Below are 24,646 nucleotides of genomic sequence, written 5' to 3'. Positions count from 1 at the left end.
CCGCCGGCGGGATAGCTTTTTTCATTTGTCCAACAGGCTCATCCACAGACAGGATATATTTTTTTTGTTGCAAAACAGAGAAAAAACCGTTATGATAGTATCCGTACAAAAAGGAGCAGAAATATGGAGAAAAGAGATATCCACGGTGTCGTCTTCGATATGGACGGCCTTATGTTTGACAGTGAGAGGATCGTGAAATATTCCTGGGACGTGGCGGGAGAACGGATGGGGTACGGTAAGCTGGGAGATAATATTTTTTATACCCTTGGTTTTAACGTAGATAAAAGAAAACGCCATTTCCAGGATACCTACGGGGAAGATTTCCCCTTTGAACAGTTCCGGGAGGAGTACAGAAAGGCATTCTGGGAATACGAGGAGAAGAACGGCCTGCCTGCAAAGAAAGGTCTGCATGAGCTGCTGGATGTGCTGACAAAAAAGAATATCCCTATGGCAGTGGCGACCTCCTCCAGCCATGAGTATGCGAAGAACAATCTGCAGCGGGAGGGGATAGAAGCTTACTTTTCCGCTGTGATTACAGGGAGCATGGTTTCCGAGGCAAAGCCCTCCCCTGAGATCTATAAAAAGGCGTGCCAAGCGCTGAAGGTCAGTCCCGCCCACGCCCTTGCACTGGAGGACTCCTACAACGGCATACGCTCTGCGTACGGGGCGGGTATGATAACTGTCATGATACCTGACCTGCTCACAGATTCCTCACCGGTGGACGAACTGCTGGACGGCAAAATGGAATCCCTGCTTGCTGTTGCCAGGTGGATAGAATCCTGCTGATATAAAAAATTTACCAAAGGAGAAAATTTCAATGGAGAAAAAGACATTTGTCACCAAAGAACAACTGGACGAGATCATAAAAAAGTATCCAACCCCTTTTCATTTATATGATGAGAAGGGAATCCGGGATAATGTCAGGGCAGTGAACGAGGCATTTTCCTGGAACAAAGGCTTCAGGGAGTATTTTGCAGTGAAAGCCAATCCCAATCCGTTTCTGATCGATATTTTAAGGGAATATGGCTGCGGCTGCGACTGTTCCTCCTACACAGAGCTGATGCTCTCCGAGGCCATGGGCTGCAGAGGTGATGACATTATGTTTTCCTCCAATGACACCCCGGCGGAGGATTACGTGTACGCGGAGAAACTGGGGGCTACCATTAACCTGGACGATTTTACGCATATTGAATTTCTGGAGAAGACCATAGGATATATTCCAAAACGCATCAGCTGCCGTTATAATCCGGGCGGTGTGTTTGAGATGGGCAACGGCATCATGGACAATCCCGGAGACGCCAAGTACGGAATGACCACAGAGCAGATGTTTGAGGCCTTCCGCGTGTTGAAGGAAAAAGGTGCGCAGGAGTTCGGTATCCATGCGTTTCTTGCAAGCAATACGGTGACGAATGACTACTATCCGGTTCTGGCTAAAGAACTCTTTGAGCTGGCAGTTAAACTGGAAAAAGAGACCGGGGCTGATATTACGTTTATCAACCTGTCAGGCGGTGTGGGAATTCCATATACCCCGGACATGGAGGCAAATGATATCCGTGCCATCGGAGCCGGTGTCAAGAAGGTTTATGAGGAAGTGCTGGTACCGGCAGGCATGTCAGATGTGGCGATCTATTGTGAAATGGGGCGCTATATGATGGGACCTTACGGCTGCCTTGTCACCAAAGCGATCCATGAGAAACATACCCACAAAGAGTATGTTGGCGTGGACGCCTGCGCAGTAGATCTCATGCGCCCTGCCATGTACGGCGCATACCATCATATCACTGTGATGGGAAAAGAGAACAGCCCCTGTGACCACAAATACGATATCGCAGGTTCCCTGTGCGAAAATAACGATAAATTCGCAGTTGACCGCATGCTTCCCGAAATCGAAAAAGGAGACCTTCTGGTCATCCATGACACCGGTGCACACGGTTATGCCATGGGATACAATTACAATGGCAAATTAAAATCCGCTGAGATACTCCTGAAGGAGGACGGCAGTACAGCGCTCATCCGCCGCGCGGAAACGCCTAAGGATTATTTTGCCACACTGGACTGCTTTGCTGTTTATAACAAATTGAATCTGTAAACAGGAGATACCGCCCCGGACTGGGAAAGATACAGTCCCCGGGCGGTATTTTTCTTTTATCCAAATATATTTCAAAAAATGCTAAAGATTGCCTATTGTTCCTGCTTTTTTCAAAAGATATACTAAGTATATGTATATGAGAAAATACGCATATTCTGCGGAAAAATAAGGAGAACGATATGGCAGATACACTTCACTTGCTCATAAAGCCGGCATCCGGGAACTGCAATATGAGATGCGCCTACTGCTTCTATGCGGATGAAGCAGCGAACAGGGAAACGCCGTCCTTTGGTGTGATGGACAGAGAGACCGCGCGCATTCTGATTGAAAAGTCTATGGACTATGCCAAAAAGCAATGTATTTTTACTTTCCAGGGCGGGGAGCCGACACTTGCCGGGCTTGATTATTTTAAATATTTTACGGAGACTGTCCGAAAATCCAACAAAAGAAATATCCCGGTCAGCTATAATATCCAGACCAACGGATACCATCTTCAGGAGGACTGGTTTCCTTTTTTGAAGGAAAATAAATTCCTGGCAGGCGTGTCACTGGACGGAGATGCTGCCTGCCATGACTATCTGCGCCGTGATGCAAAAGGAAAGGGTACCTATAAACAGGTGATGAAAACCATTGCATTATTTAAAAAGTATGGGATTGACTTTAATGTTCTGACTGTAGTGACCGGTTACTCAGCAGGCCATGCCCGGCAGCTTTACAATTTTTTCAAAAAGCAGGGCCTGTATTATCAGCAGTATATCGAATGTCTGGATCCCATAGGAGAAGCACAGGGTACAAGCCCTTACTCCCTGACACCGGAGAAATACGGAAGATTCCTGAAAAATCTGTTCGACTGCTGGTATCAGGATATGACCGGACCGTCCGCGAAAGGCACAAAAAGCCGTGTGATCTACAACCGCTATTTTGAAAACCTGGCAGCCATACTCACAGGACGGGAGCCGGAGCTGTGCAGTATGCGGGGAATCTGCGGGCTTCAGTGGGTGGTGGAGGCGGACGGCAGTCTGTATCCCTGTGATTTCTATGCGCTGGACGAATGGAAACTGGGAAATATAAAAGACGATTCCTTTGAGCAGATAGATCAAAAAAGAGAAGAGCTGGGATTTATCAGCCGTTCCCGCACTCTTCCAAAGGAATGCCGGATATGTCCATACCTGGCTCTCTGCCGGAATGGATGCTGCCGCCTGTGCAGTATGGAAAAACAGGAGGATGGCACGTACATAAGAGGAAAGAACTACTATTGCGGGGCATACAGGGAATTTTTCGCATATGCCCTTCCGAGGCTTGAGGAGCTGGTGCGCTTATGGGGAAAATAAAGAAAAAATTTCAGAATCTGCGTCTTGGACAGAAAATCCTCCTATCCAATCTGGTTCTGTTTGTGTTACCCTGTATGGTCCTCATGCTGCTCCTTTTTCATCTTGTGCAGACAGGAGCCAATGAGCGCCTGAACAGTTCCAAGCTGGTCATTTTAAATCAGATAGACAGAAATATGGAGGATATGTTTCAGGACATTGTATCCTACACTAATTATTTTTACTGCAACAGGGAGCTGAATCGTCTCATATCCCTGCGTGAATTCCGGAGCCCTTATGAGGAGCTTGTGGCGAAGAAAAATATATGCAGTTATTTTAAAGAGAGCAGGGCAATATACAGTAATATGGACTATAATCTGCGTCTTCTCTGTGACAGCGGAAGGAATTACTCCGTGGAGGATGATGGAAGTGAGTACGTTGACTATCCTGTGCTCAAAGAACTTGAGCAGGAGCCATGGTATCAAAAACTGGGGGAGAACACCAGCAGTATCAAATACATTCCTGCATATGTAAGCAGTGAATTTCAGAAGACAGAGGATAACAGCGCTATGCGGGCTGTCCGTCTTCTTAAAAATCTGAACAGCGGCAGAGTACTGGGAATCATGGAGGTCAATATTCCACGGAAGCAGGTAGAAGACATTTTCCGGGGCGGTGTGGAAAAAGAGAGCCAGCAGGTGTTTCTGATGGACAAAACAGGGAAAATACTGTGCAGTACAGAGGAAAGCCTTGTAGAGCAGAGTGTGGAGAACGAGGAATATCTGAAGAAATTGACAGGATTTGACCACGGCTATTTTAAAGCGAAGATGAATGGCAGGCCGGCACAGATATCCTTTGTCACAAATGAGACCACCGGCTGGAAACTGGTCATGTATGAAGAGGAAAAAGAAGCTGTGTGGGCCGGCAACCGTATCTTTGTCATGATTCTTTTGGTGGCGTCAGTCTATGTACTGCTTGCTGTGATCATGTCTGTGTACAATTCCAGGTATATCAGCAGGCCGGTGCAGAAATTAAAGGCTGACATGAAAAATGTATACAGAGGTGACCTGACTGTGCGCACACCTGTGGAGACAAACGATGAGTTCGGACAGCTCAGCCTGCAGTTTAACCAGATGATTGGCAGGATAGAGGAGCTGATCGTAAGACTGGAACAGGAGGAAGAGGAGAAGCGGGGGCTGGAGATGCAGGCTCTGCAGGCTCAGATCAATCCCCACTTTTTGTATAATACCCTTGCTTCCATACGTTTTCTGGTGGAGATGGATATGGCAGAACAGGCGGACCAGTGTCTGCTGGCACTGGCAAAACTGCTGAGAAGGACCTATTCCGATAAAAGGGAATGCATACCTGTGACAGAAGAGATGGAATCCCTGAAAAACTATCTTGTTCTTATGGAAAACAGATATCAGGATACCTTTGTGTGGAACATAGAAGTGTCCGGGAAAGTGAAAGACTGGCTCATACCGAAGATTTCCGTCCAGCCCCTTGTGGAAAATGCCATCGCCCACGGCTTTTGCCAGAAGGAGGACACCGGACATATCCTGATCAGGGCTGAAGCGGAGGGGGAGAATCTGCTGCTTCGTGTGGAGGATGATGGGAGCGGCGGAGATCTGGAATATATCCGCAGAGTACTGGACGGCAGGGAGGAAGCCCGGTCTAACGAGCAGTTCAGTGGAATCGGAATCCGGAATGTACAGAAACGCCTGCAGATCATTTACGGAGAGGAATATGGAATCTCTGCGGAGCATACCCACAAAGGCGGCATGCGTTTTGATATCAGGATCCCATGCAGAACAGAGAAGGAGATGTGAAAATGCGGATTATAATCGTGGAAGACGAGGCAGTAACCCGTAGATGGGTGAGAAAAAAAATAGAAGAGCTGGATATCAACTACCATGTGACAGGGGAGTTTGTAAACGGAAAACAGGCATTGGAATACTGCAGGGAACATGAGGTGGAGGTTGTGTTTACTGATATCCGGATGGCTGTCATGGACGGTCTGGAATTTCTGGACAGGCTGAAAAATGAAAGGATTGCCCAGCCTTACAAGGTGATCCTCAGCGCTTACGATGAATTTCATTATGCCAGACAGGCCATAAAAGCCGGGGCCAATGAGTTTATCTTAAAGCCTGAGATCACAAAGGAGGGGATGAAGACTACACTGGAGGAAGCAAAGCGTTTTCTGGAGAAAAGCAGGACAAAGGACAGCAAAGCGGCGTGTGGTTCCGAACCGGAGAGGCGGAGGATCACCATGGAAAAACTGCTGGAAACCGGGACCACAGAGCAGCAGAGGGAAGAAGTTCTCCGTGGATTGGAGAACCGGGGCATTGCTTTGAAAGAGGAAGGTATAGTTCTTCTGTCCATATCCCTGTCCGGAGAAGAAAAGGGGGATGCAGCTTTGGAGGTGGCGGAGCTTTTTATGCAGGAGGAACATATATCCGGCATCTGTGCATCCATAGAAGAGGGGGAGTATCTTCTCCTCTATAATCCCAGCCTTCATATGGACCGGGAGGTGTTTTCCGGAAAGCTGGAGGCACTTTTGCGGCATAATCTGGGGACGGAGGTATATATCGGAATAAGTGTGAAAAAGGATGGCTTCCATCATTTGAGGGACATGCTGCGGCAGGCCAGAATGGCCAGGGAAAACCGTACTTTTTTCAGGCTTCCGGGGATTTGGAGATATGATGCCATGACGGTAAATTCTGATTCGGGACATGGAGATTTATATTACGCAGTGGAGATGAGAGAGATTCTGGCTGCGGTGGAAAAGAATGATTTTGAAAGTGCAGAGGAGAAGATGAAGGGGATTCTGGCGGACATAGAAGGAAGAATTGTGCTGCCTCCTGCCTATGTGAAGGCCCTGTGTATTGAGATTCTTTCTTCCTGTATCCGGAAGGCCAGAACGTATGCCCTGACAGCCGCGGAGGTGGAGGAAGTCAGAAGGACAGAGATGATGTTCTGCGAGAGATTTAGGACGCTTCAGGATTTGAAAAACTGGACGTATGCAGGGATGGCAGAGCTTCGCAGAATCTGTGAGATAAAGAGCAGTCTGAATCAGTATTCCGGCCCGGTACGGGACATTATAGGCTATGTGAAGCAGAATTATACACAGAAGATATCCCTGGAGCAGGTGTCCTCTCTGGTTCATCTGAATAAAAGCTATGTCTCTGTACTTTTTAAAAAAGAGACAGGAGAAAAATTCAGCGACTTTCTTCTCCGCGTTCGTCTGGAGGAGTCCCGCAGACTGCTGGGAGCCACCAGAAAAAGTATCCAGGAGATAGCCGGAATGGCAGGCTTTCCGGACGCGGCGTATTTCAGCAGAGCTTTTAAGGAGCGGTATGGAAAGTCACCTATGGAATATCGGAAAGGAATCTAAAACCAGTCAAATAAATCAAAAGATAATCCATATTTTCCGCAGACAGCGCAGCAAGAAAAAAAAGAAGAAAAAAATCATAAAAACCGCAAAATATAGTACAAAAACAAGTAGACAGGGTACATGGATGTGCGGGCCCGTTTTTCTTATACTGGATATATAATAAAAAATAGGAGGACTTGGATATGAAAAGAAAAGTGGCACTGCTTCTGGCAGGAATCATGGGGACATCTGCGGTACTCGGAATGGGCGGATGCGGAAATAAGGGTACAGAAGAGCTGGTGAAAAAAAAGGAACAGACATCAGCCGATACCGAAAACACATCAGGAGAAAAGACAAAACTGGTATTTTTAAGAAGCGGAACAGAGCCTGAGCGTAAGGCTTACTGGGAAAAAATGATTGCCGGTTTTGAAAAGGAAAATCCGAATATTGAGATAGAATTTCAGGAATGCCCTTACGGTGATGATTTCGAGACAAAGCTGAACACGGGGTTTGCTTCCGGCACGGCCCCGGACATTATTAATTTTACCATGGCTTCTCTGGGAACCAGAGTACCTCTTGGCCAGTATGCTGCATTGGATGAGTATGTGGACAAATGGGATGGAAAAGACGATTTTATGGAGAATGCCCTGAATCTTGGAAAAGTCAACGGTAAGATATATGGAATCGCTGTTTTTCCGGATCCCAGAATGCTGGCATATAACAAGGAGCTTTTTAAGGAGGCCGGCCTTGACCCGGATACCCCTCCTGCAACCTGGCAGGAAATGCTGGAGGACCATAAAAAGCTGATAAAAAAAGACGACAGCGGCACTGTAGTACAGACAGGATTTGCCATGCCCACCTCAGGAACATCCATGCAGCATTATATGTCTATTTTCATAGAGGAGAATGGTGTTAAGAATCTGGTAGATGAGGATAATAATGAGATACTCTGCAATTCTGACAAGGCGGTTGAGGCAGTGGCATTTATGAAAGAGGTTGCAGATGCCGGTGTGATTCCCTTTGACTGTTCTAACTCCGAGCAGGATCCCTTCGGTATGGGAACTGCAGGCATGGGAATTGTAACTGACCAGACATATAAACAATTAAATGAAGGCGCGCTGAAAGGCAAGATCGCACTTGCAAGCCCACTTAAAAATACACAGCAGGCGACTTTCTGCGGCATGAGCTTCATGTTTATGAGCGGAGAAACCAAGCATAAGGATAAAGTGTGGAAATTTATTGAATATGTATCCAGTCCCGAGAGTATGTGGACAAGGTACGAAGATCTGGGCACCACACCGATCCGGGAATCTCTGAAAGAGAAATTTATTGAACAGGACCCTGAGACAAACCAGGTGATCTATGATTCTATCAACTGCGGAACTGGTTCACCAAAAGTGCCATACGCCAATTCCGTCTATAATATTATCAATGAGGCCATGGAAAAAGTGATGTATGATGTGGAGACACCAAAAGATGCCATGGATACGGCAGCAGAAAAGATACAGGAAGAAATCAACAATCAGTAAATTCTAAAAGATTTTATCGGTATAGGGGATGTCTCCTGAGGCATCCCCTGAAATATGACTGTAGGTATCTGATAACATTGAAAAAACTGATAAAAAGGAGAAATTTACATGGCTAAAACAAGCAATACAGTGCCAAAAGTGAGGAAAAATGATAATTGCGCGTATATCATGATTTTACCTGCTTACCTTGTATTCACCATATTTATTCTGGTCCCCATTGGAATCGTCATCTATTACAGTGTGACGAATTTTAACCTTTATTCCGCTCCTGAATTTGTGGGGATGAAGAATTATCTTACGATGTTCAGGGATGCAGATTTCCTGATCTCTGTCAAAAACACACTGCTTTATACCTTGTGTACCCTGTTCCCTCAATTGTTTCTGGGACTTATGCTGGCAGTGATGCTGTACAGAAAATCAAAGCTGATTCCCATATTCAGGACAGCTTTTTATCTACCTAATGTAATGTCTATGGTGTGCATGTCCATGGTGTGGCTGTGGATCTATGACCCAACCTTTGGCCTTTTGAACAGTGTATTGAAATATTTTGGCTTTTCCGTCAAACAGTGGCTGCAGGACCCTAAAATGGCTATGTTTTGTGTGGTGTTCATGAGCATCTGGAAGAGCTGTGGATACAGTATGGTCATCTTTTTGTCAGGTCTTACTTCCATACCGGACTCCCTGTACGAAGCGGCCAGTCTGGACGGTGCAGGGGGCTTGAAAAAGTTTCTTTACATTACCTGGCCCATGCTCAGGCCAACCACATTTTTCCTTCTTGTAACGGGAATCGTAAATAGTTTTTCCGTGTTTGAACAGATCAATATTATGACTGCAGGCGGACCGCTGAACAAGACAACCACCATTGTACACCAGATTTACCGCAGAGGTTTTCTGGAATTCAAGATGGGCTATGCCAGTGCGCTTTCGGTTATGCTGCTGTTGTTTTCCATACTCATCACTGTACTGGTATTCCGGTTCGGAAGCCGCGGACAGGATGTGGATGTATCATAAGGAGGATAAATATGAAAAAGAAGAAAGTAAACCACATTTTATGGATCATCTTTATGAGTGCACTGACTGTTTTCATGCTGATACCGATTATTATGATGATCACAACGGCAGTCAAGCCCATAGAGGAAATACGTTCCGCGGTGTTTCACCTTTTGCCTCAGAACTTTACCTTGAATAATTTTACGGACGCCATGCGTGCAGGTACCTGGAATATATTTTTCAGGAACTCTCTGTTTATCACCCTGGCTGCCGTTGTGTTTTCTCTTCTGTTTAATTCCATAGCAGGATATGCCTTTGCCAGACTGACGTTCAGGGGATCTAAGGTACTTTTTATGTTTCTTTTGATTGGCCTGATGATGCCGCCCCAGGTGACAATGCTTCCCACGTTTCTCATCATGGCAAAATTCCCCATGATGGGAGGCAACAGTCTGTTCGGAGCCGGCGGAACGGGCATGATCAATACATATGCAGGTCTGGTGATTCCTCTTGTGGCAGGGTCCTTCGGCGTGTTTTTGTGTAAACAGTTTTATGAGAATTTCCCCCGGTCTTTGGATGAGGCGGCGGAAATTGACGGGACGAACAAGTGGCAGACGTATTTCATAATATACCTGCCAAATTCCAAGGCCATACTGGCTACACTGGGACTGTTAAAGGGTGTCTCTGTATGGAATGATTACCTTTGGCCTCTGATCATGACAAACTCAGAGGATATGAAAACCGTGCAGCTTGCACTCACCATGTTCAAAACAGACGGCTATATCCAGTGGGGGCAGATGATGGCAGCCTCTGTTCTGGTAGTGATGCCTATGATCTTGTTATTCCTCTGTGCACAGAAATATTTTGTACAGGGAATTGTCACTTCAGGACTGAAGTAGGAGGAGAAAAGGATGGGAAAACCAAATATTATATTTTATTTTACAGACCAGCAGAGACACGACACGCTGGGATGCTATGGTCAGAAGCTGGATATCAGCCCTAACCTGGATGCGCTGGCAAAGGAGGGCATTCTTTTTGAGGAGGCCTATACAGCCCAGCCGGTGTGCGGGCCATGCAGGGCACTTTTTCAGACAGGACAGTATCCCACAGCAATCAACTGTTTTCGCAATGCGCAGCCTCTTCCCCTGCATGTGAAAACATTGGCAGATTACCTGAATGAGGCGGGATATGAGACTGCCTATGTGGGCAAATGGCATCTGGCAAGCGAGAGGAAGGATTACAGCACACTGCCAATTGTGGACTATGAGACAAAGGCGATTCCTCCCGAGAGAAGGGGTGGCTATCGTGGATACTGGAGGGCAGCAGACCTTCTGGAATTTACCTCCCACGGGTATGGCGGGTATGTCTTTGATGAAAATATGCAGAAGTGTGAGTTTGACGGATACAGGGCAGACTGTATCACAGATTTTGCACTGGATTTTTTGGAACAGTATAAGGGAGAAAAGCCGTTTTTTATGACCATTTCCCACATAGAACCACATCACCAGAATGACAGAGGATGCTATGAAGGTCCTGAGGGGTCAAAGGAGAGGTTCAAAGATTTTGAGCTGCCGGGAGATCTGGCGGCACTGCATGGCGATGCCAGAGAGATGTATCCGGATTATCTGGGATGCTGCAGAAGCCTGGACGACAATCTGGGCAGACTTATAGAAAAATTGAAGGAAAAAGGAATTTATAAGGACACTATCATAATTTACAGCTCTGACCATGGTTCCCATTTCCGTACGAGAAACAGAGATGAACATCTGTGCGGAGGGGATGACTACAAAAGGTCATGCCATTCTGCCTGCCTGCATGTGCCCCTGGTGATTGCCGGGCCGGGATTTGAGGGAGGAAAAAGAGTTCGGGAGCTGGTGAGCACTGCGGGTCTTCCAAAGACGATTCTGGCTGCTGCCGGTGTGGATGTGGGGGATGCCATGGCAGGTGAAAATCTGAAGGAGATTGCGGACGGAAATCTCCGGAATCATACAGACAGGGTATTTGCTCAGATCAGTGAGAGCAGGGTGGGCCGCTGCATCCACACAAGGGATTGGCTCTACAGCATACATGCTCCGGGACTTGACGGCAACTTGTACCCTTCCAGCGACTATTATGAGGAAGATTTCCTCTATGATTTAAAAAATGACCCATTTGAGTTGACGAATCTGGCAAAAGATGATAAGTATAGAGATATCAGAGCGCAGCTTGCCAAAGAGCTTCAGGAGGAGATGAAAAAAGCCGGAGAAAAGATTCCGGTCATTGCCCCTTCAAAGTAAAGCTGCCATGAATATCAACCAGAAAGGACAGCAGAAAAATATATGGAAGAATTACTCTATGGGGTAGCATATTACGACGAATATATGCCTTATGACAGACTGGAAAAAGACGTGGAGATGATGAAAAAGGCAGGGATTAATCTGGTAAGGATCGCAGAATCTACCTGGAGTACCTTGGAACCCCAGGACGGTGTATTTGACTTTTACCACATTGACAGAGTTCTGGATGCCATGGAGGAAGCGGGGATTCATGTGATCGTGGGTACGCCGACCTATGCCATTCCGGCATGGATGGAGAAAAAGCATCCGGATGTGATGGCAGTGACCAGACAGGGCCGGGGCATCTACGGGGCCAGACAAATCATGGACATCACAAACCGCCATTACCGGTTCTACAGCGAGCGTGTCATAAGAAAACTGATGGAGCATGTGAAGGACAGAAAATGTATCATAGGCTATCAGATCGACAATGAGACAAAACATTACGGCACCTCAGGAGAGCGGGTACAGGAGGAATTTGTCGAATACTTAAAGGAAAAATTCCAGGGCGATGTGGAGGCCATGAACCGGGAGTTCGGAATGAATTACTGGAGCAATGCCCTTCATTCCTGGGAGGATTTCCCGGATGTGAGGGGGACTATCAACGGCAGCCTGGGCTGTGAGTTTGAGAAATTCCAACGCAGCCTTGTGACAGAATTTCTGTCCTGGCAGGCAGAGATTGTGCGGGAATATAAGAGGGAAGACCAGTTTATCACCCAGAATTTTGATTTTGAATGGAGAAATTATTCCTTTGGCGTACAGCCGGATGTGGACCATTTCCGGGCTGCCAAATGTCTGGATATTGCAGGCTGCGACATCTACCATCCCACCCAGTCAAAGCTGACGGGAAAGGAGATCGCCTTTGGCGGAGATATGACCCGCTCCCTGAAACAGGATAATTACTATGTGCTGGAGACAGAGGCGCAGGGGTTTGCCCAGTGGGTGCCCTATGACGGCCAGCTCAGGCTGCAGGCCTTTTCCCATCTGGCAGGAGGAGCGGAATGCGTGGAATACTGGCACTGGCATTCCATCCATAACTCTTTCGAGACGTATTGGCGGGGGCTGTTAAGCCATGATTTTGCAGAGAATAAGACATATAAAGAAGCGGTTGTCATCGGCAGTGAGATGAAACGTCTGGGAAGCCATCTCATTCATCTGAAGAAGCAGAACAAGGCTGCCATTATGGTGAGCAATGAGGCACTGACAGGGCTGAAATGGTTCCCAATCGGAGGAGGCACAGAGATATCCTACAACGATGTGGTACGCTGGATCTATGACGCCCTGTATGAGATGAATGTGGAGTGTGATTTTGTATCACCTGAGGCGGAAAACCTGGATGATTATAAGATGCTGATCCTTCCGGCGCTCTACTGTGTGCCCGAAGAGACACTGCTTAGAATCCGCTCCTTTACGGAAAAGGGCGGCTGCCTGGTAGGTACCTTCAAGACGGGATATACCAATGAAAATGTGAAGGTATATCACGATTCACAGCCTCATATTCTGTCAGAATGCTTTGGAATTATGTATAACCAGTTCACATATCCGGAGAAGACTGCCAAGACGTATCTGGAAGGCAGGCTCTGCGGCAGAGAGGATAAAGAGAAAGTAAAAGTATTTCTGGAATGCATTCAGCCAAAAGGAGCAGAGACGATTCTTGGGTATGTGCATGATAACTGGGGACAGTATGCAGCAGTGACTGAGAATACCTTTGGCAAAGGAAAAGCAGTGTATTTAGGATGTATGTTCAGCTCAGAACTGCTGAAAAAACTCATGGGAGAGCTCCTGAAGGAATGTGAGATCCGGCCGAACCCCGGTTCCTGCGGATTCCCGGTGATTGTCAGAGGCGGACGAAACCAGATGGGAAAACAGATATATTATTTCCTCAATTATTCCGGCGAAGAACAGAAGGCTGTGTGCCCGGAAGGTACATGGACAGAACTGTTTTCCGGTGAAACAAAGAAGGCAGGAGATCAGTTGATGCTGCAGAAATGGAATCTGCTGATTCTGGAAGAGCAGTAAAAAGCCTTTCGGACGGGATGGTCAGAGGACTGCTGCGCTGTTATGGTTCAGCGCGGCAGCCCTTTTTTGTTGTACCGGTGGAAAAACGGCCGGAACAGGCATCCAGGCTCATTTTCCGACCTGGTATCGGCAGTATTTTCTGCACCCCAGTACACAGCCTGAGACCAGGATACATCCCGAAAAGAGATACCCGAACAAGCGGTAGAGAACGGGTGTGGATGTGAGCTCGTGGAGAGGCAGGAAAAAGGGCAGGCTGTTAAACAGCAGACGAAGCAGCATGATCACTTTCGAAACTCTCATACCTAGAAGAAAGACAGAGTAAATGGCTGCAGGGAGCAGGTAAGCGGCGGCTGACCACAGCAGGGCAGAAAAGGTGCTTTTCTTTACGGAGGAGATAAACAGGGTGATAGCCGCGGTCACTAGAACCGATAAAAGTCCTGCCAGCAGATAGAGGAGCAGTACGATCCCTGTCGGTTTATGAGAATCGGTATTCCACAAGACGCTTCCTGTTATCAGGTCAGGAAAAGAAAGGCCGGCACTGACAAAAAGTCCTTCCGTGCCATAAAAGCACAGGAAAGCACCGACAAGAAAAAGCGTTAAAAGCACATATATCCCGGCAGCCCATGTAAAGGCAGCCAGTATCTTGGCGGCTGCGGTCTTACCTTTTCCATTCTGTGTAGTCAGCAGGATTCCTGCGGTCTGCCCGGCATATTCCTCAGAGAAAACAGGAGCACAGGCAATGATCACAAGGGCAGAGACGATCCAGAGCAGCATCATGTGCATTTCACGGAATGTGTCATCCCATCCCCCAATGTATCCGTACTCATATTCCCCGTTCATCATCTCTGTGGTGTATTTGTTTTCTGATGAGGCAAGGGCAGTGGGAGTGCCTCCGTTGGATCTGGAATTGGAAAGATGGTAGGTTACAAAGCGGCTGGTGGAATTATCATAATAGCCCGGTGTGGTATCCCCTGTTTCCGACATTTCCAGTTCGTTCTCATTGATGTGCCAGCCGAATTCATCTACGATAGCCTGGGCTTTTTCACGGGTCATGGGACCTGCGAAGCGACGGGCAGTTTCTCTGTTATATTGAATGGCGTCGGTTCTTCTCAGACAGGTCCCGTCCACATAAGCGCTTTCTGAGCCAAGTGCGGACATCTGAAAATAAGCGGCCAGGAATAAAAAGCCCAGCAGCACTCCTGTGAAGAGTATTTTTCTTGAACATATTTTATAGAATTCATTTCGGAACAGCATTTCAAAGTACCTCCCTGTTTTCTGTTGCGTAGAGATAGGCGTCCTCCAGATCCGGCACAACTGCCAGGGCGCCGGCAAATGGGCATTCTTTTGAGAGTACGCGCATTCTAAGCTCATTTCCTTCGGTCTTTACATTGCATACAGTGAACTGTTTCTGGCAGATCTCTGCCTTTGCAGGCGTGGTGACAAACTCCCATACATGGCCGGAAGCTGCCTGTATCAGGGCGTCCGGCGTGCTGTTTTCCATGATTTTTCCTCGGCGCATGATCAGTATCCGGTCAGCGGTATTTGCCACGTCAGATACGATATGGGTGGACAGAAGCACAATTCGGTCATGCCCCAGAGAACTGATGATATTGCGGAATCGGATGCGCTCTTTTGGGTCAAGGCCGGCGGTGGGTTCATCCAGAAGCAGGATTTTTGGATCATTTAACAGGGCCTGTGCAATGCCAAGTCTTCGTATCATACCACCGGAGAGATGTTTGATCTTCTGTTTTTCCTCTCCCAGCAGGCCGGTAAGCTCCAGCATTTCCTTGTATTTTACAAGGGCCTTGTCCCTGGGAAGCGCTTTTAAGGAGGCGAGATAGAGAAGGTAGCGCTTCACTGTGAAGTCGGGATAATAGCCGAAATCCTGCGGCAGGTAGCCAAGCAGGGTACGGTATCCGGCACCCATTTTCCGTATGGATATGCCATCCAGCGTCACATCTCCCCGGTCGGGCATGAGAATGCCGCAGAGTATGCGCAGCAGTGTGGTTTTGCCTGCACCGTTTTCGCCCAGAAGTCCGTACACTCCGTTTTTCAGTGTAAAGGTGATGTCATCGGCAGCGGTTTTTTCTTTGTAATGTTTTGATATATTTTGTATTTTTAGTTCCAGCAAAGTTCTTTACCTCCTGTGTTTAAGCTGTGGAACAGTCTGTGAAGTTCAAAGGCCAGAAGCAGGATTCCCGCTGCCAGTACTATGGCCCATACAGGCAGATAAACATCCAGATAGGCTCTGGGAAAGGCAGTGGGGAACAGGGAAAACAGGCACAGCAGCAGAAATGTCCCCGACAAAATGGCTTTCTGTGAGGCGAACCGCCTTGTGGTCAGCAGAAAAAAATAACAGATATTGGACAAAACAAAAGGGACGAGCAGGTACAGACAGAGAGCAAAAATCCCGTATTTTGTTTTTCCCTGTACACTAAAAAAGAGCAGTGTAAGAATGCACAGGTTAAGTCCTGCAGACAAAAGAAGCTTTACCGACCAGATCTGTCCAAGGTTGAAGCAGCAGCTCTGTTCCAGCTCCGCCATATGCCTGGAGCGGCTTTTGGAAAGCTCCAGAACAGCAGCCAGTCCCAGGCCGGAGGAGATGGCACAGGCGGAGGGAAGTATACTCGCGCTGTCCTTGATAAGGGTATCAAAACAGGCTGTAAAGAGTACGACGGCAAGCAGGAAGAAAGCCTGTATCACCCAGTATTCCAATGAGATATAATGCATCTGGTCCAGCAGCAGCTCCGGAAATGAGACTGGTACGGGCAGGCTTTTATGAGAAATTTCTCTGTGAATCTTTTGCAGAGATGCCTCTTTTCTGGCTTCGTCTATGGGTGGAAATGGTATCTTTATCTTGTTATCAGCCATAGAAATCCTCCTTTCTCAAAGTGCGTTTTAGTTTGTCCATGCCCTGTTTCATGCGGGATTTCACAGTGGACGAATTGGTGCCGGTGATCAGGGCGATTTCCCGGTGTTTCAGACCGTAGAGACTGTGAAGAACAATGACTTCCCGTTGGATTTTGGGAAGCTTCATAAGCGCGTGAACTAACTGCCGGGAGTTTTCTTCCCGGATCACTTCCTCCAGAAGATCGGTCCGGGACCGGGATGTGTCCGCTGTACCGGCAGTCTGTGTTTCCGGGCAGGCCTCCTCCCAAGGAAGATAGGAGAGGCGGCTGTGCGCCGCAGTCTCTCTGCCGAAGTAGTCATAACAGACATTTCTGGCTATGGTCAGCAGGTAGCCTTTCAGGTTTTTGCAGCGGCAGATGTCCACATATCGGATAAAACGAAGAAACGTCTCCTGCGCCAGATCATAAGAGCTGTCGGGATCGCCGGTCTGGTAACAGCAGAAGCGGTAAATGTCATCATAATACTTTTCTGCCAGCAGATTCAGGTATTCTTTATTGCCTTTTTTTATTTCTTTTATGGCTTTTCTGTCATCCATAGGCGCCTCCCTTTCTGTCTTCCATTATATATAACCGGAGGAGGAAGAAAAAGGTTTTATTTTTTTTAAGAAAATTCTCAGTTTACAGGGAGTTGGGTTTCTGACACACTGTACCGGAAGGAAACAGGGGGAAATGGCAGTGATAAAAGAAGATTTATTGTAACCGCTCAGTCAGGTCTGCGCATTTACTGCGCTGACCATGCATAAGAGTAGTGGCAGCAGGCATTCGTGCCATCGAAAAGCGATTTTTAATAAATATTTTTCTAATCGTATTTCTGATGTATACCTAAAAATAATGTATGGATAGCATTACATAATCCATCCCTTACTTTATCGGGATTTGAAAATGCGTATCTTAGCTGTAAAGTTGTGTATCCATGAAGCGTACCCATCAGCATATTCAAAATATCTGTTGTGTTTTCTTCTTTAAATGGGCAGGAGCGAATAAGGGTTGATAAAAGTAAGATATAATTATGAAAGATGGAGCTTGTTTCTTCTGTACCGTGCCATGAAATCCATTGAATCGTTTCATAAACTCCGGGATGCTCAATCATATAATCGAGATATGCAGCAGCAACCTTTTGAATTGCTGTCTCTCCAATGCTGCCAATGGCTGCCTGAGTCATCCTATCATTCATACACCTCATGCCCTGATGAGCTACTTCTAAAAGGAGATGATCCAGACTTTCTATGTGATTATACAAAGACGGGGTACGAATATTCAATTTTTCCGCAACTGATTTTAGAGAAACATTATTTAATCCTTTTTCATCTGCCAGGTCAGATGCAGCTCTTATTACTGCTTCCTTGGTTGTTTTCATGTTATGCACCTCATTCAAAATAAGTATAGACATAATTTTAACTAATTAAATTAGTATCGTCAATAATTCTATTAGAAAAATGTGTATATATATTGACATTTCTACAAATTCAATATAATATACTAATATAATTAGTTAAAACACTATTTTAATTAGTGAAGCAAGAGGTGAAGATATGTGTACGAGATTTGTTTTTAATGGTGTAGACACAATTACAGGTTTCAATTTCGATATTGACCTTTCTGTGTGGACGCATACTGTAGTGACTGAAAAAAATAGATTTTATATTGGCATAAAAATGCCGGATAACAAATACCATTCTTTTCACGGAGTGAATAAAAACGGGAATGTCGGGACGCTGCTTTACGTTCATGGAAACGAAAATGCGGCATACAGAAAGGATGAAAACTGCTATACAATATCTGCGTTGACAGAAAATTTCATCAAAGGAGAGGTTTCTTTTGAGGAAGCCCTGAACATAGTACAAGAGCGGGAAATTATTTATGCTCCGGATGCTTCTATGCAGGCTATGCTCTCCGATAAAAACGGACGTGTACTGATCATTGAACCAGGTATCGGTTATAAATACGAACAGAAGGAATTTTCGCTGATTACAAATTATTCCGTACTGAGTCCGGAAACTACAAAGCCATATATTGTTTCGGGCGATACAAGATATGAAGCTGCTAAAGAATTACTGGAAGCATATGATAAAAAATTTTCGGTTTCTGACGCATGCAAAGTATTAAAATCGGTATGTCAAAAGGGGCTTTGGGCAACAAGGGTTTCATTTGTATATTCTGCGCTTCAAAATAAAGTTTATTATGTATTGAATAATGATTTTGATAACATATCGGAGTTTCAATTGTAGTACAGATTTTGCCGTTTACATACAGAGCCATGTATTCCTTGTTTATCATCAGGCTGTGTGATATGATTATATTTGTTACAGCTATCTGAATATATGAAATATAAGGTAATTATAATGAAAAAACGAACAATAAAAAAAATCTATTTACTCTGTTTATGCATTTTTTGTGTGACTGCATTTTCTGCTTGTGCAGGAGAAAAGGATGCATTAATATCTGCGGGCGGGGAAGGCCAGAAAAAGATACATGATGATATTGCAGTCGGAAACATTCGCTGTGTTAATATAAGCGGCAATGCCAGATCCATTGTTATAAAACAGAGTGACAGTAACCGCTTTGAATTTATTAACGCGGATTTAGATACTGATAATAAGTATGAAATCAGTTGTGAAGAAAAGGATAACAGCCTTAATGTTTGTGTGATGATGGATAACGCGGATTCGAGTAACAACATCCTGGGTTCTATTGTTATTTGTATACCCTCAAAAGAATTAGAAAAAATTGAAACTACCGGTGAATTTAATCAGATTCATCTCAATACCTTGAATTCAGACGTATGGATTCAGGCAAACAGGGATTCCGCAGTAGTGCTTGATTTAATGGCTGATCAACTGGATCACAATATTATGCTGGATGGTTTGGAGTCAAATACATTTCGGAATGTTTCTGTTTATTTCGACAAATTACCTGATAATATCAAGATGGAGTTTAACACGATTCCAAACAGCGCGGTTAATGTTCCGGAGGATCTGTTCAAAGAGAAGAAACTGGAACGCGGTTCGGGAGAACCTATGATAAGTATTAATAACGCAGATGCAATAGATTTTTATATCGAGTAAAGTCATATTTATCCCGGCTGTCTCACTGCTGTCATTTATATACAACCAATTTACAACCAATCTTCCGGAAATTCTCTTGCATTTCCCGGATAAAGTGCTATAATATTCCATATGGAAGCATAGCTCAGCTGGGATGAGCGTTCGCCTCACACGCGAAAGGTCAGGAGTTCGAGCCTCCTTGCTTCCATTCTTTTTTTGGGGATATAGCTCAGCTGGGAGAGCGATACGTTCGCAACGTATAGGTCACGGGTTCGAATCCCGCTATCTCCATGTATTTCATTTATCACATCCCATAAAAGAGCAGGAAACGGCTGCTTTTCATAAAAACTTTAGTATTTTCATACAAATATCACCAACCCTTCACATTTTTTCCAAATAATGGTCATAATTACCATGTATACTCTTATTATAAAAAGAGTAAAGGAGGCTTCATACATGATAGGAACTTTAATGAATCATGGCTGCACCTGTGTTCTCAAAGAGAAAGGCGGCAGTAAAAAGATACCCGTTCATCCGGAACAATATGTGTATGTGCAGGTCTCCAATGCGTGGATACCTGCCATACTGAAATATTCCGGTGAACGGCAGAACTGGTATTTTGAATACCTGCCCAAGCTGCCGGTAAACGGCTGCAGGGTTATGACAAAATAAAACAAAATACATGAGGATAACCGGGAGGCTGACAAGGCGTCCCTCAATAAAGAAGTATTGTTCCGGCAGGCGGCATAGTCAATTTCGGCTATGCCGTTTTGCCGTTTGTTTTGCTGACAGCTTGACTTTATACGGTAAATGCAGGAGGATTTTCGGAGGATTGATTTGTATGTTGCAGTTTTTTATAGTATAATTTTAGTTATAGAACTGAACAGCAGCATATTTGTAAAATCGGAAGCGGGGTTATTGGCAATGAATGATAAGGAATTGGAATTTTCTGTATTCTGCATCGAGAGTGTAGCTGAAAGGCTTGGATGCAAAGGAGAAAGAGTATATGAGCTTCTGACAGAAAAAAGCAGTATTTTAAAAGAATATATTATTCCTAATTATGAAGTTCTGCATACGCTGGGTAAAGAATATATAGTGGATGATATTATCGCTTATATGCAGCAGGAAGGGGTGGTGGGATGATTTTATATCATGGTTCTTTTACAGAGGTGAGAAAACCGGATATCTCCTATTCAAGAGACACACTTGATTTCGGAAAAGGATTTTATGTTACACCCATATATGAACAGGCGAAAAAATGGTTTCTGCGTTTTAAACGAAAAAAAGGGAAAAGTGTGATCTCTTGGTATGAATTGGATGAAAAGAAACTGCGTCATGAGGCCAGGATAAAAGAATTTTCCAGCTATTCAGAGGAATGGCTGGATTATATTATTACTTGCAGAGGAGGCATGAACACGGGGCAGTATGATATTATTATCGGAGGAGTTGCAAATGATAAGGTATTTGATACAATTGAGCTGTTTTTTGACGGGTTAATAGATAAAAATATGGCAATCCAGCGGTTAATGTATGAGAAACCTAATTTGCAATATTGCATCTGTTCACAGGAAATATTGGATAAATACTTGATTTATCAGAAAAGTGAGGTGTTATGATGCAGGCAAACCGTATATTACTCCAGCGTAAATATTCCAGAATCATTGAAATGTTTGCCCGGTCTGCCAACATCCCATTGGAACAGGCACTGGATTTTTTTTATCATTCGGAATTGTATCAGGAGATGAGTGAAGGGATATCTGATATGCACTGCCGCAGTGATCATTATCTTGTGGAAGAGATGGAAACTGAATGGAAGGAACAATAAGCAGATACAAAAAAGCTGGTGCACACCTTGAAAAAGTGCGCCGTTTTTTTCGTTCTGTTTTAAAATAATCGAGGCCCTGTCTTAAAAACAGGTGGCCCATAGAGCCTGAAAGGAAAGATATATGTATAAACTGTTGTTTGTGGATGATGATAAAGCTCTCCTGAAAATGCTGGAGAATTATTTCCGCCTAAGGGGATACCGTATTTTGCTGGCAGAGGACGGTCTGGAGGCATTGAAGAGGATTGAAGATACCCCGGACCTGATTTTGCTGGACATCAATATGCCCCGCATGGATGGAATGGAGCTGTGTGTGAAAATAAGGGAATTTGTCTCATGTCCCATTCTGTTTCTGACAGCCAGAGTGGAGGAGCAGGACCGGGTGAACGGCCTGCTTTCGGGGGGTGATGATTATATTGTCAAGCCATTCAGCCTGAAAGAGCTGGAAGCCAGGATCGCGGCGCATATAAAGAGAGAAGAGAGAAACAGGAAAAGGCCGCAGCTTCGATACCGGGAGGGCCTGCTTTTAGACTACAGCGCCAGAAAAGTCCTCTATGATGACCATGAGCTGGAGTTTACAAAGCTGGAGTACGACATTGTGGAATTCCTTTCCAAGAATCCGGGCCAGGTGTTTGACAAGGAGAGAATTTACGAAAAAGTCTGCGGCTATGATGCAGAGGGAGACAGCAGGGTGATCACAGAGCTGATCCGGAGAATACGCAGAAAAATAGGAGAGTACACCGGCACAGAATATATTGAGACCGTGTGGGGAAGTGGATACCGATGGAAAAAATAAGAAATCTTTCGCTCAGAAAAACTATCGTGCTCTATATGTCTTTTGCAATTGTCATCTCCTTTTTCCTGTCTGCGGGAATCGTCAGGATGGCGGAACAGACGCAGAAGCAGATTTGGGCCGGCTATATGGACGGGGACAAAGTATCGGATTATGAGGAGAAGACAGGATACATCGCTGAGATCACAAGGCCTGCGCAGAATGATATGCTGCACAGGGACCATGTCATAACGGAAATCTGCGATGCCGTGGAGACCTGGACCATGCTTGTCATTCCCATGATCGGCAGTGTGATCGCGGTATTCTGCTTCTATCGTGACAAGATAAAAGAACCGCTTCAGATACTGACAGAAGGCTCCAGGAAAATACAGGAGAATAACCTGGATTTTCCTGTGGATTACAGGAAGAAGGATGAGATGGGCAGCCTGTGCCGGGAATTTGACCGTATGCGCGCCCAGCTTAGGGAAAACAACCAAAAACTCTGGTCCGCAGTGGAACAGGAGCGGACGCTGAAGGCAGTCATTGCCCATGATATCCGTTCCCCTCTTGCGGTGCTGCGGGGATACCAGGAAACACTTATAGAGTTTCTGCCTACAGAGCAGTTAAGCCGGCAGGATATGGAGGAAATGCTGACGGAAGGAATGCAGCAGATCGACAGAATGAATGCCTTTGTGGAACAGATGAGACAGCTCTCCGGTATTGAGGAGAGGGAGATGCATGCAGAGAAAATAGAGACTGCTGTTCTGCTTCGGTATATGGAACAGGCAGCAAAGGCCCTGGCAGACCGGGAACCGTGCCATACGGTCATAAAAGCGGAGGGGATGCCGGACCACTTTTGGGGGGATTCTTCTATCATCTGCGAGGTGTTCGACAATCTGCTGGGGAATGCCGTGCGGTATGCCCGCCATATAGTTGTGATCACCATGGAAGTGAAGGACAATATGCTGTTTATCTCCATGGGGGATGACGGGGAAGGGTTCCACGCCGAGGCGGAAGCAATCACGAAACCCTTCTATCACGATAATCTGGCAGATGACCTGAAACACTTTGGCCTTGGCATGTATCTGAGCAAATTATACTGCGAGAAGCATGGAGGAAAACTGCTTCTGGGCAGCGCCGATCTGGGCGGCGCCTATGTAAAAGCAGGATTTTGCATAGAAGAATCCCGGACGGATACAGCCCTATAACTGCAGCCGTTCAGACAGGCTGAGTGCTTATTCATAACCGGCAGCTATGGAAAAACATACGTTATAAGTATTTGCGTCATGTGCAGCAATGATATAAAATAGATACAATAAACAGAAGAAGGGAGCGTACAAAATGATTTATAAAAATTTTCAGGATATGGAATTATCTGCGCTTGGAATGGGAGCCATGCGTCTTCCTGTCATTGACGGAGAGGATTCCAGGATTGATGAACCGGCAGCCGCTGAGATGGTGGCATACGCCATGGAACACGGCATCAATTATTATGACACCGCCTGGGGGTATCATGAGGGAAATTCAGAAACCGTTATGGGCAGGATTTTAAATCAATACCCACGCAGTACCTATTATCTGGCTACAAAATTCCCGGGGTATGACCTTTCCAATATGGATAAAGCGGAAGAGATATTTGAAAAACAGTTGGAAAAATGCCAGGTGGACTACTTTGATTTTTACCTGTTCCACAACGTGTGCGAGATGAACATTGACGCGTATCTGGATGAGAAATACGGTATTTTCGACTATCTGATGAAGCAGAAGGAAAAGGGAAGAATCCGTCACCTGGGCTTTTCCGCTCATGGAAGTTATGACGTTATGAAGCGTTTTTTAGATGCATACGGAGAGCATATGGAGTTCTGCCAGATTCAGTTAAATTATCTTGACTGGTCTTTTCAGAATGCAAAAGACAAAGTGGAGCTGTTAAATGCCCATCATATTCCGGTATGGGTAATGGAGCCTCTGCGCGGAGGACGCCTTGCCTCCCTGTCCGCCGAAGACAGTGACAGGTTAAAGGCGCTGCGTCCGGATGAGGATGTTCCGGCATGGGCTTTCCGGTTCCTGCAGGGAATCCCGGAAGTGAAGATGATCCTGTCCGGCATGTCTGATTTTGCGCAGATGCAGGATAATATACATACCTTTGAGACGGATAAGCCTCTGGATGAACAGGAGAAAAAAGTTCTGTTTGAGATCGCTGACAGCATGGTAAATCACATTGCTCTGCCCTGCACGGCATGCCGTTACTGCACCAGCCATTGTCCTCAGGAGCTGGACATTCCCATGCTTCTGGAGCTGTATAATGAGCACTGCTTTACAGGCGGCGGCTTTCTGGCGCCTATGGCTCTGCAGGCGGTACCAAAGGAGAAGCAGCCCGGTGCGTGTATCGGATGTAAAAGCTGTGAGGCAGTCTGTCCGCAGCAGATCAAGATTTCAGAGGCCATGGCTGATTTTGCAGAGAAGCTGAACGGCTGATCATCGGA

24 protein-coding genes and 2 tRNA genes are annotated in these 24,646 nt (G+C 45.8%); 21 read left to right on the top strand and 5 right to left on the bottom strand.

The annotated features are described in order from the left end of the window. Nucleotides 1-123 precede the first annotated feature (123 nt). From V8Q34_RS09855 to V8Q34_RS09810, 10 genes are all read left to right on the top strand, one after another. Nucleotides 124-786, top strand: a complete 663-nt coding sequence (locus tag V8Q34_RS09855; protein ID WP_335835343.1) for an HAD family hydrolase — start codon at nucleotides 124-126, stop codon at nucleotides 784-786. A gap of 31 nt (nucleotides 787-817) precedes the next feature. Beyond that, a complete protein-coding gene (locus tag V8Q34_RS09850) occupies nucleotides 818-2,089 on the top strand; it encodes a diaminopimelate decarboxylase (protein ID WP_103731564.1) in 1,272 nt (423 codons plus the stop codon). A gap of 179 nt (nucleotides 2,090-2,268) precedes the next feature. Beyond that, nucleotides 2,269-3,420 (top strand): anaerobic sulfatase maturase, encoded by a 1,152-nt coding sequence (locus tag V8Q34_RS09845; protein ID WP_335835342.1) that lies wholly within the window; start codon nucleotides 2,269-2,271, stop codon nucleotides 3,418-3,420. Beyond that, complete coding sequence (locus V8Q34_RS09840) at nucleotides 3,408-5,222, top strand: cache domain-containing sensor histidine kinase (protein WP_244806169.1); 1,815 nt, start codon at nucleotides 3,408-3,410, stop codon at nucleotides 5,220-5,222. The genes V8Q34_RS09845 and V8Q34_RS09840 overlap by 13 nt, the downstream gene beginning before the upstream one ends. 2 nt (nucleotides 5,223-5,224) lie before the next feature. Then, entirely contained in the window at nucleotides 5,225-6,787 is a 1,563-nt protein-coding gene (locus V8Q34_RS09835; protein WP_033142978.1) for a response regulator, read from the top strand. Nucleotides 6,788-6,969: 182 nt separating this feature from the next. Further along, nucleotides 6,970-8,295, top strand: a complete 1,326-nt coding sequence (locus V8Q34_RS09830) for an ABC transporter substrate-binding protein (RefSeq protein WP_335835341.1) — start codon at nucleotides 6,970-6,972, stop codon at nucleotides 8,293-8,295. Nucleotides 8,296-8,403: 108 nt separating this feature from the next. Next, a complete protein-coding gene (locus tag V8Q34_RS09825) occupies nucleotides 8,404-9,306 on the top strand; it encodes a carbohydrate ABC transporter permease (RefSeq protein ID WP_052099650.1) in 903 nt (300 codons plus the stop codon). A gap of 11 nt (nucleotides 9,307-9,317) precedes the next feature. Further along, complete coding sequence (locus V8Q34_RS09820; RefSeq protein WP_227210595.1) at nucleotides 9,318-10,181, top strand: carbohydrate ABC transporter permease; 864 nt, start codon at nucleotides 9,318-9,320, stop codon at nucleotides 10,179-10,181. Nucleotides 10,182-10,193: 12 nt separating this feature from the next. Continuing rightward, nucleotides 10,194-11,558, top strand: a complete 1,365-nt coding sequence (locus V8Q34_RS09815) for a sulfatase-like hydrolase/transferase (RefSeq protein ID WP_335835340.1) — start codon at nucleotides 10,194-10,196, stop codon at nucleotides 11,556-11,558. A 42-nt stretch (nucleotides 11,559-11,600) separates the two neighbouring features. Next, nucleotides 11,601-13,616 carry a beta-galactosidase gene (locus V8Q34_RS09810; protein ID WP_335835339.1) on the top strand — a complete coding sequence of 672 codons (2,016 nt, stop codon included), beginning with the start codon at nucleotides 11,601-11,603 and terminating at the stop codon, nucleotides 13,614-13,616. A 108-nt stretch (nucleotides 13,617-13,724) separates the two neighbouring features. On the opposite strand, the gene V8Q34_RS09805 is transcribed toward V8Q34_RS09810, so the two are convergent. From V8Q34_RS09805 to V8Q34_RS09785, 5 genes are all read right to left on the bottom strand, one after another. Next, entirely contained in the window at nucleotides 13,725-14,870 is a 1,146-nt protein-coding gene (locus tag V8Q34_RS09805; protein ID WP_335835338.1) for an ABC transporter permease subunit, read from the bottom strand. A 1-nt stretch (nucleotide 14,871) separates the two neighbouring features. Continuing rightward, complete coding sequence (locus V8Q34_RS09800; RefSeq protein WP_033142984.1) at nucleotides 14,872-15,747, bottom strand: ABC transporter ATP-binding protein; 876 nt, start codon at nucleotides 15,745-15,747, stop codon at nucleotides 14,872-14,874. Next, the gene (locus V8Q34_RS09795) at nucleotides 15,735-16,487 is read right to left on the bottom strand and encodes a hypothetical protein (protein ID WP_335835337.1); all 753 of its coding nucleotides are present in this window, start codon (nucleotides 16,485-16,487) and stop codon (nucleotides 15,735-15,737) included. Before V8Q34_RS09795 ends, V8Q34_RS09800 begins: the two co-directional genes overlap by 13 nt. Next, nucleotides 16,480-17,061, bottom strand: a complete 582-nt coding sequence (locus V8Q34_RS09790) for an RNA polymerase sigma factor (RefSeq protein WP_244806163.1) — start codon at nucleotides 17,059-17,061, stop codon at nucleotides 16,480-16,482. The genes V8Q34_RS09795 and V8Q34_RS09790 overlap by 8 nt, the downstream gene beginning before the upstream one ends. Nucleotides 17,062-17,324: 263 nt before the next feature. Next, nucleotides 17,325-17,882, bottom strand: coding sequence for a TetR/AcrR family transcriptional regulator (locus V8Q34_RS09785; RefSeq protein WP_033142987.1), 558 nt, complete (start codon nucleotides 17,880-17,882; stop codon nucleotides 17,325-17,327). Nucleotides 17,883-18,057: 175 nt separating this feature from the next. On the opposite strand from V8Q34_RS09785, the gene V8Q34_RS09780 reads away from it, so the two are divergent. The 11 genes from V8Q34_RS09780 to V8Q34_RS09730 all read left to right on the top strand — a co-directional run bounded on the left by V8Q34_RS09780 (nucleotide 18,058) and on the right by V8Q34_RS09730 (nucleotide 24,638). Beyond that, nucleotides 18,058-18,753 (top strand): conjugal transfer protein, encoded by a 696-nt coding sequence (locus V8Q34_RS09780; protein ID WP_335835336.1) that lies wholly within the window; start codon nucleotides 18,058-18,060, stop codon nucleotides 18,751-18,753. 114 nt (nucleotides 18,754-18,867) lie between these two features. Next, nucleotides 18,868-19,590: a hypothetical protein gene (locus V8Q34_RS09775; protein WP_335835335.1), complete on the top strand. Its 723-nt coding sequence runs from the start codon at nucleotides 18,868-18,870 to the stop codon at nucleotides 19,588-19,590. A gap of 113 nt (nucleotides 19,591-19,703) precedes the next feature. Further along, nucleotides 19,704-19,777 (top strand) — tRNA-Val (locus V8Q34_RS09770). Nucleotides 19,778-19,787: 10 nt separating this feature from the next. Beyond that, a tRNA-Ala gene (locus tag V8Q34_RS09765) sits at nucleotides 19,788-19,860 on the top strand. Nucleotides 19,861-20,025: 165 nt separating this feature from the next. Next, entirely contained in the window at nucleotides 20,026-20,241 is a 216-nt protein-coding gene (locus V8Q34_RS09760) for a hypothetical protein (RefSeq protein WP_033142990.1), read from the top strand. 252 nt (nucleotides 20,242-20,493) lie between these two features. Continuing rightward, nucleotides 20,494-20,712 carry a DUF3791 domain-containing protein gene (locus V8Q34_RS09755; protein WP_033143007.1) on the top strand — a complete coding sequence of 73 codons (219 nt, stop codon included), beginning with the start codon at nucleotides 20,494-20,496 and terminating at the stop codon, nucleotides 20,710-20,712. Next, on the top strand, nucleotides 20,709-21,185 hold the full coding sequence (locus tag V8Q34_RS09750; protein ID WP_335835334.1) for a DUF3990 domain-containing protein: 477 nt from the start codon (nucleotides 20,709-20,711) through the stop codon (nucleotides 21,183-21,185). The genes V8Q34_RS09755 and V8Q34_RS09750 overlap by 4 nt, the downstream gene beginning before the upstream one ends. Further along, nucleotides 21,185-21,394, top strand: coding sequence for a DUF3791 domain-containing protein (locus tag V8Q34_RS09745; protein WP_033142992.1), 210 nt, complete (start codon nucleotides 21,185-21,187; stop codon nucleotides 21,392-21,394). The genes V8Q34_RS09750 and V8Q34_RS09745 overlap by 1 nt, the downstream gene beginning before the upstream one ends. A gap of 121 nt (nucleotides 21,395-21,515) precedes the next feature. Next, complete coding sequence (locus V8Q34_RS09740) at nucleotides 21,516-22,187, top strand: response regulator transcription factor (protein WP_148392235.1); 672 nt, start codon at nucleotides 21,516-21,518, stop codon at nucleotides 22,185-22,187. After that, nucleotides 22,175-23,371 (top strand): HAMP domain-containing sensor histidine kinase, encoded by a 1,197-nt coding sequence (locus V8Q34_RS09735; RefSeq protein ID WP_148392237.1) that lies wholly within the window; start codon nucleotides 22,175-22,177, stop codon nucleotides 23,369-23,371. The genes V8Q34_RS09740 and V8Q34_RS09735 overlap by 13 nt, the downstream gene beginning before the upstream one ends. Nucleotides 23,372-23,504: 133 nt before the next feature. Continuing rightward, entirely contained in the window at nucleotides 23,505-24,638 is a 1,134-nt protein-coding gene (locus tag V8Q34_RS09730) for an aldo/keto reductase (RefSeq protein ID WP_335835333.1), read from the top strand. Nucleotides 24,639-24,646: the final 8 nt, after the last annotated feature.

Source organism: Blautia sp. JLR.GB0024 (genome assembly GCF_037000545.1).
Classification (GTDB): domain Bacteria; phylum Bacillota; class Clostridia; order Lachnospirales; family Lachnospiraceae; genus Blautia; species Blautia celeris.
The sequence above is the reverse complement of the archived record's forward strand: the minus strand, read 5'-3'. Positions and strand labels throughout refer to the sequence as shown.

Coding starts and splice junctions, on each gene's coding strand:
- V8Q34_RS09835 (WP_033142978.1), top strand. CDS start 5,225: ATGCGGATTATAATCGTGGAAGACGAGGCAGTAACCCGTAGATGGGTG.
- V8Q34_RS09775 (WP_335835335.1), top strand. CDS start 18,868: ATGAAAAAACGAACAATAAAAAAAATCTATTTACTCTGTTTATGCATT.
- V8Q34_RS09830 (WP_335835341.1), top strand. CDS start 6,970: ATGAAAAGAAAAGTGGCACTGCTTCTGGCAGGAATCATGGGGACATCT.
- V8Q34_RS09850 (WP_103731564.1), top strand. CDS start 818: ATGGAGAAAAAGACATTTGTCACCAAAGAACAACTGGACGAGATCATA.
- V8Q34_RS09755 (WP_033143007.1), top strand. CDS start 20,494: ATGAATGATAAGGAATTGGAATTTTCTGTATTCTGCATCGAGAGTGTA.
- V8Q34_RS09855 (WP_335835343.1), top strand. CDS start 124: ATGGAGAAAAGAGATATCCACGGTGTCGTCTTCGATATGGACGGCCTT.
- V8Q34_RS09790 (WP_244806163.1), bottom strand. CDS start 17,061: ATGGATGACAGAAAAGCCATAAAAGAAATAAAAAAAGGCAATAAAGAA.
- V8Q34_RS09730 (WP_335835333.1), top strand. CDS start 23,505: ATGATTTATAAAAATTTTCAGGATATGGAATTATCTGCGCTTGGAATG.
- V8Q34_RS09825 (WP_052099650.1), top strand. CDS start 8,404: ATGGCTAAAACAAGCAATACAGTGCCAAAAGTGAGGAAAAATGATAAT.
- V8Q34_RS09780 (WP_335835336.1), top strand. CDS start 18,058: ATGTGTACGAGATTTGTTTTTAATGGTGTAGACACAATTACAGGTTTC.
- V8Q34_RS09845 (WP_335835342.1), top strand. CDS start 2,269: ATGGCAGATACACTTCACTTGCTCATAAAGCCGGCATCCGGGAACTGC.
- V8Q34_RS09740 (WP_148392235.1), top strand. CDS start 21,516: ATGTATAAACTGTTGTTTGTGGATGATGATAAAGCTCTCCTGAAAATG.
- V8Q34_RS09760 (WP_033142990.1), top strand. CDS start 20,026: ATGATAGGAACTTTAATGAATCATGGCTGCACCTGTGTTCTCAAAGAG.
- V8Q34_RS09840 (WP_244806169.1), top strand. CDS start 3,408: ATGGGGAAAATAAAGAAAAAATTTCAGAATCTGCGTCTTGGACAGAAA.
- V8Q34_RS09785 (WP_033142987.1), bottom strand. CDS start 17,882: ATGAAAACAACCAAGGAAGCAGTAATAAGAGCTGCATCTGACCTGGCA.
- V8Q34_RS09805 (WP_335835338.1), bottom strand. CDS start 14,870: ATGCTGTTCCGAAATGAATTCTATAAAATATGTTCAAGAAAAATACTC.
- V8Q34_RS09795 (WP_335835337.1), bottom strand. CDS start 16,487: ATGGCTGATAACAAGATAAAGATACCATTTCCACCCATAGACGAAGCC.
- V8Q34_RS09750 (WP_335835334.1), top strand. CDS start 20,709: ATGATTTTATATCATGGTTCTTTTACAGAGGTGAGAAAACCGGATATC.
- V8Q34_RS09810 (WP_335835339.1), top strand. CDS start 11,601: ATGGAAGAATTACTCTATGGGGTAGCATATTACGACGAATATATGCCT.
- V8Q34_RS09815 (WP_335835340.1), top strand. CDS start 10,194: ATGGGAAAACCAAATATTATATTTTATTTTACAGACCAGCAGAGACAC.
- V8Q34_RS09820 (WP_227210595.1), top strand. CDS start 9,318: ATGAAAAAGAAGAAAGTAAACCACATTTTATGGATCATCTTTATGAGT.
- V8Q34_RS09745 (WP_033142992.1), top strand. CDS start 21,185: ATGCAGGCAAACCGTATATTACTCCAGCGTAAATATTCCAGAATCATT.
- V8Q34_RS09735 (WP_148392237.1), top strand. CDS start 22,175: ATGGAAAAAATAAGAAATCTTTCGCTCAGAAAAACTATCGTGCTCTAT.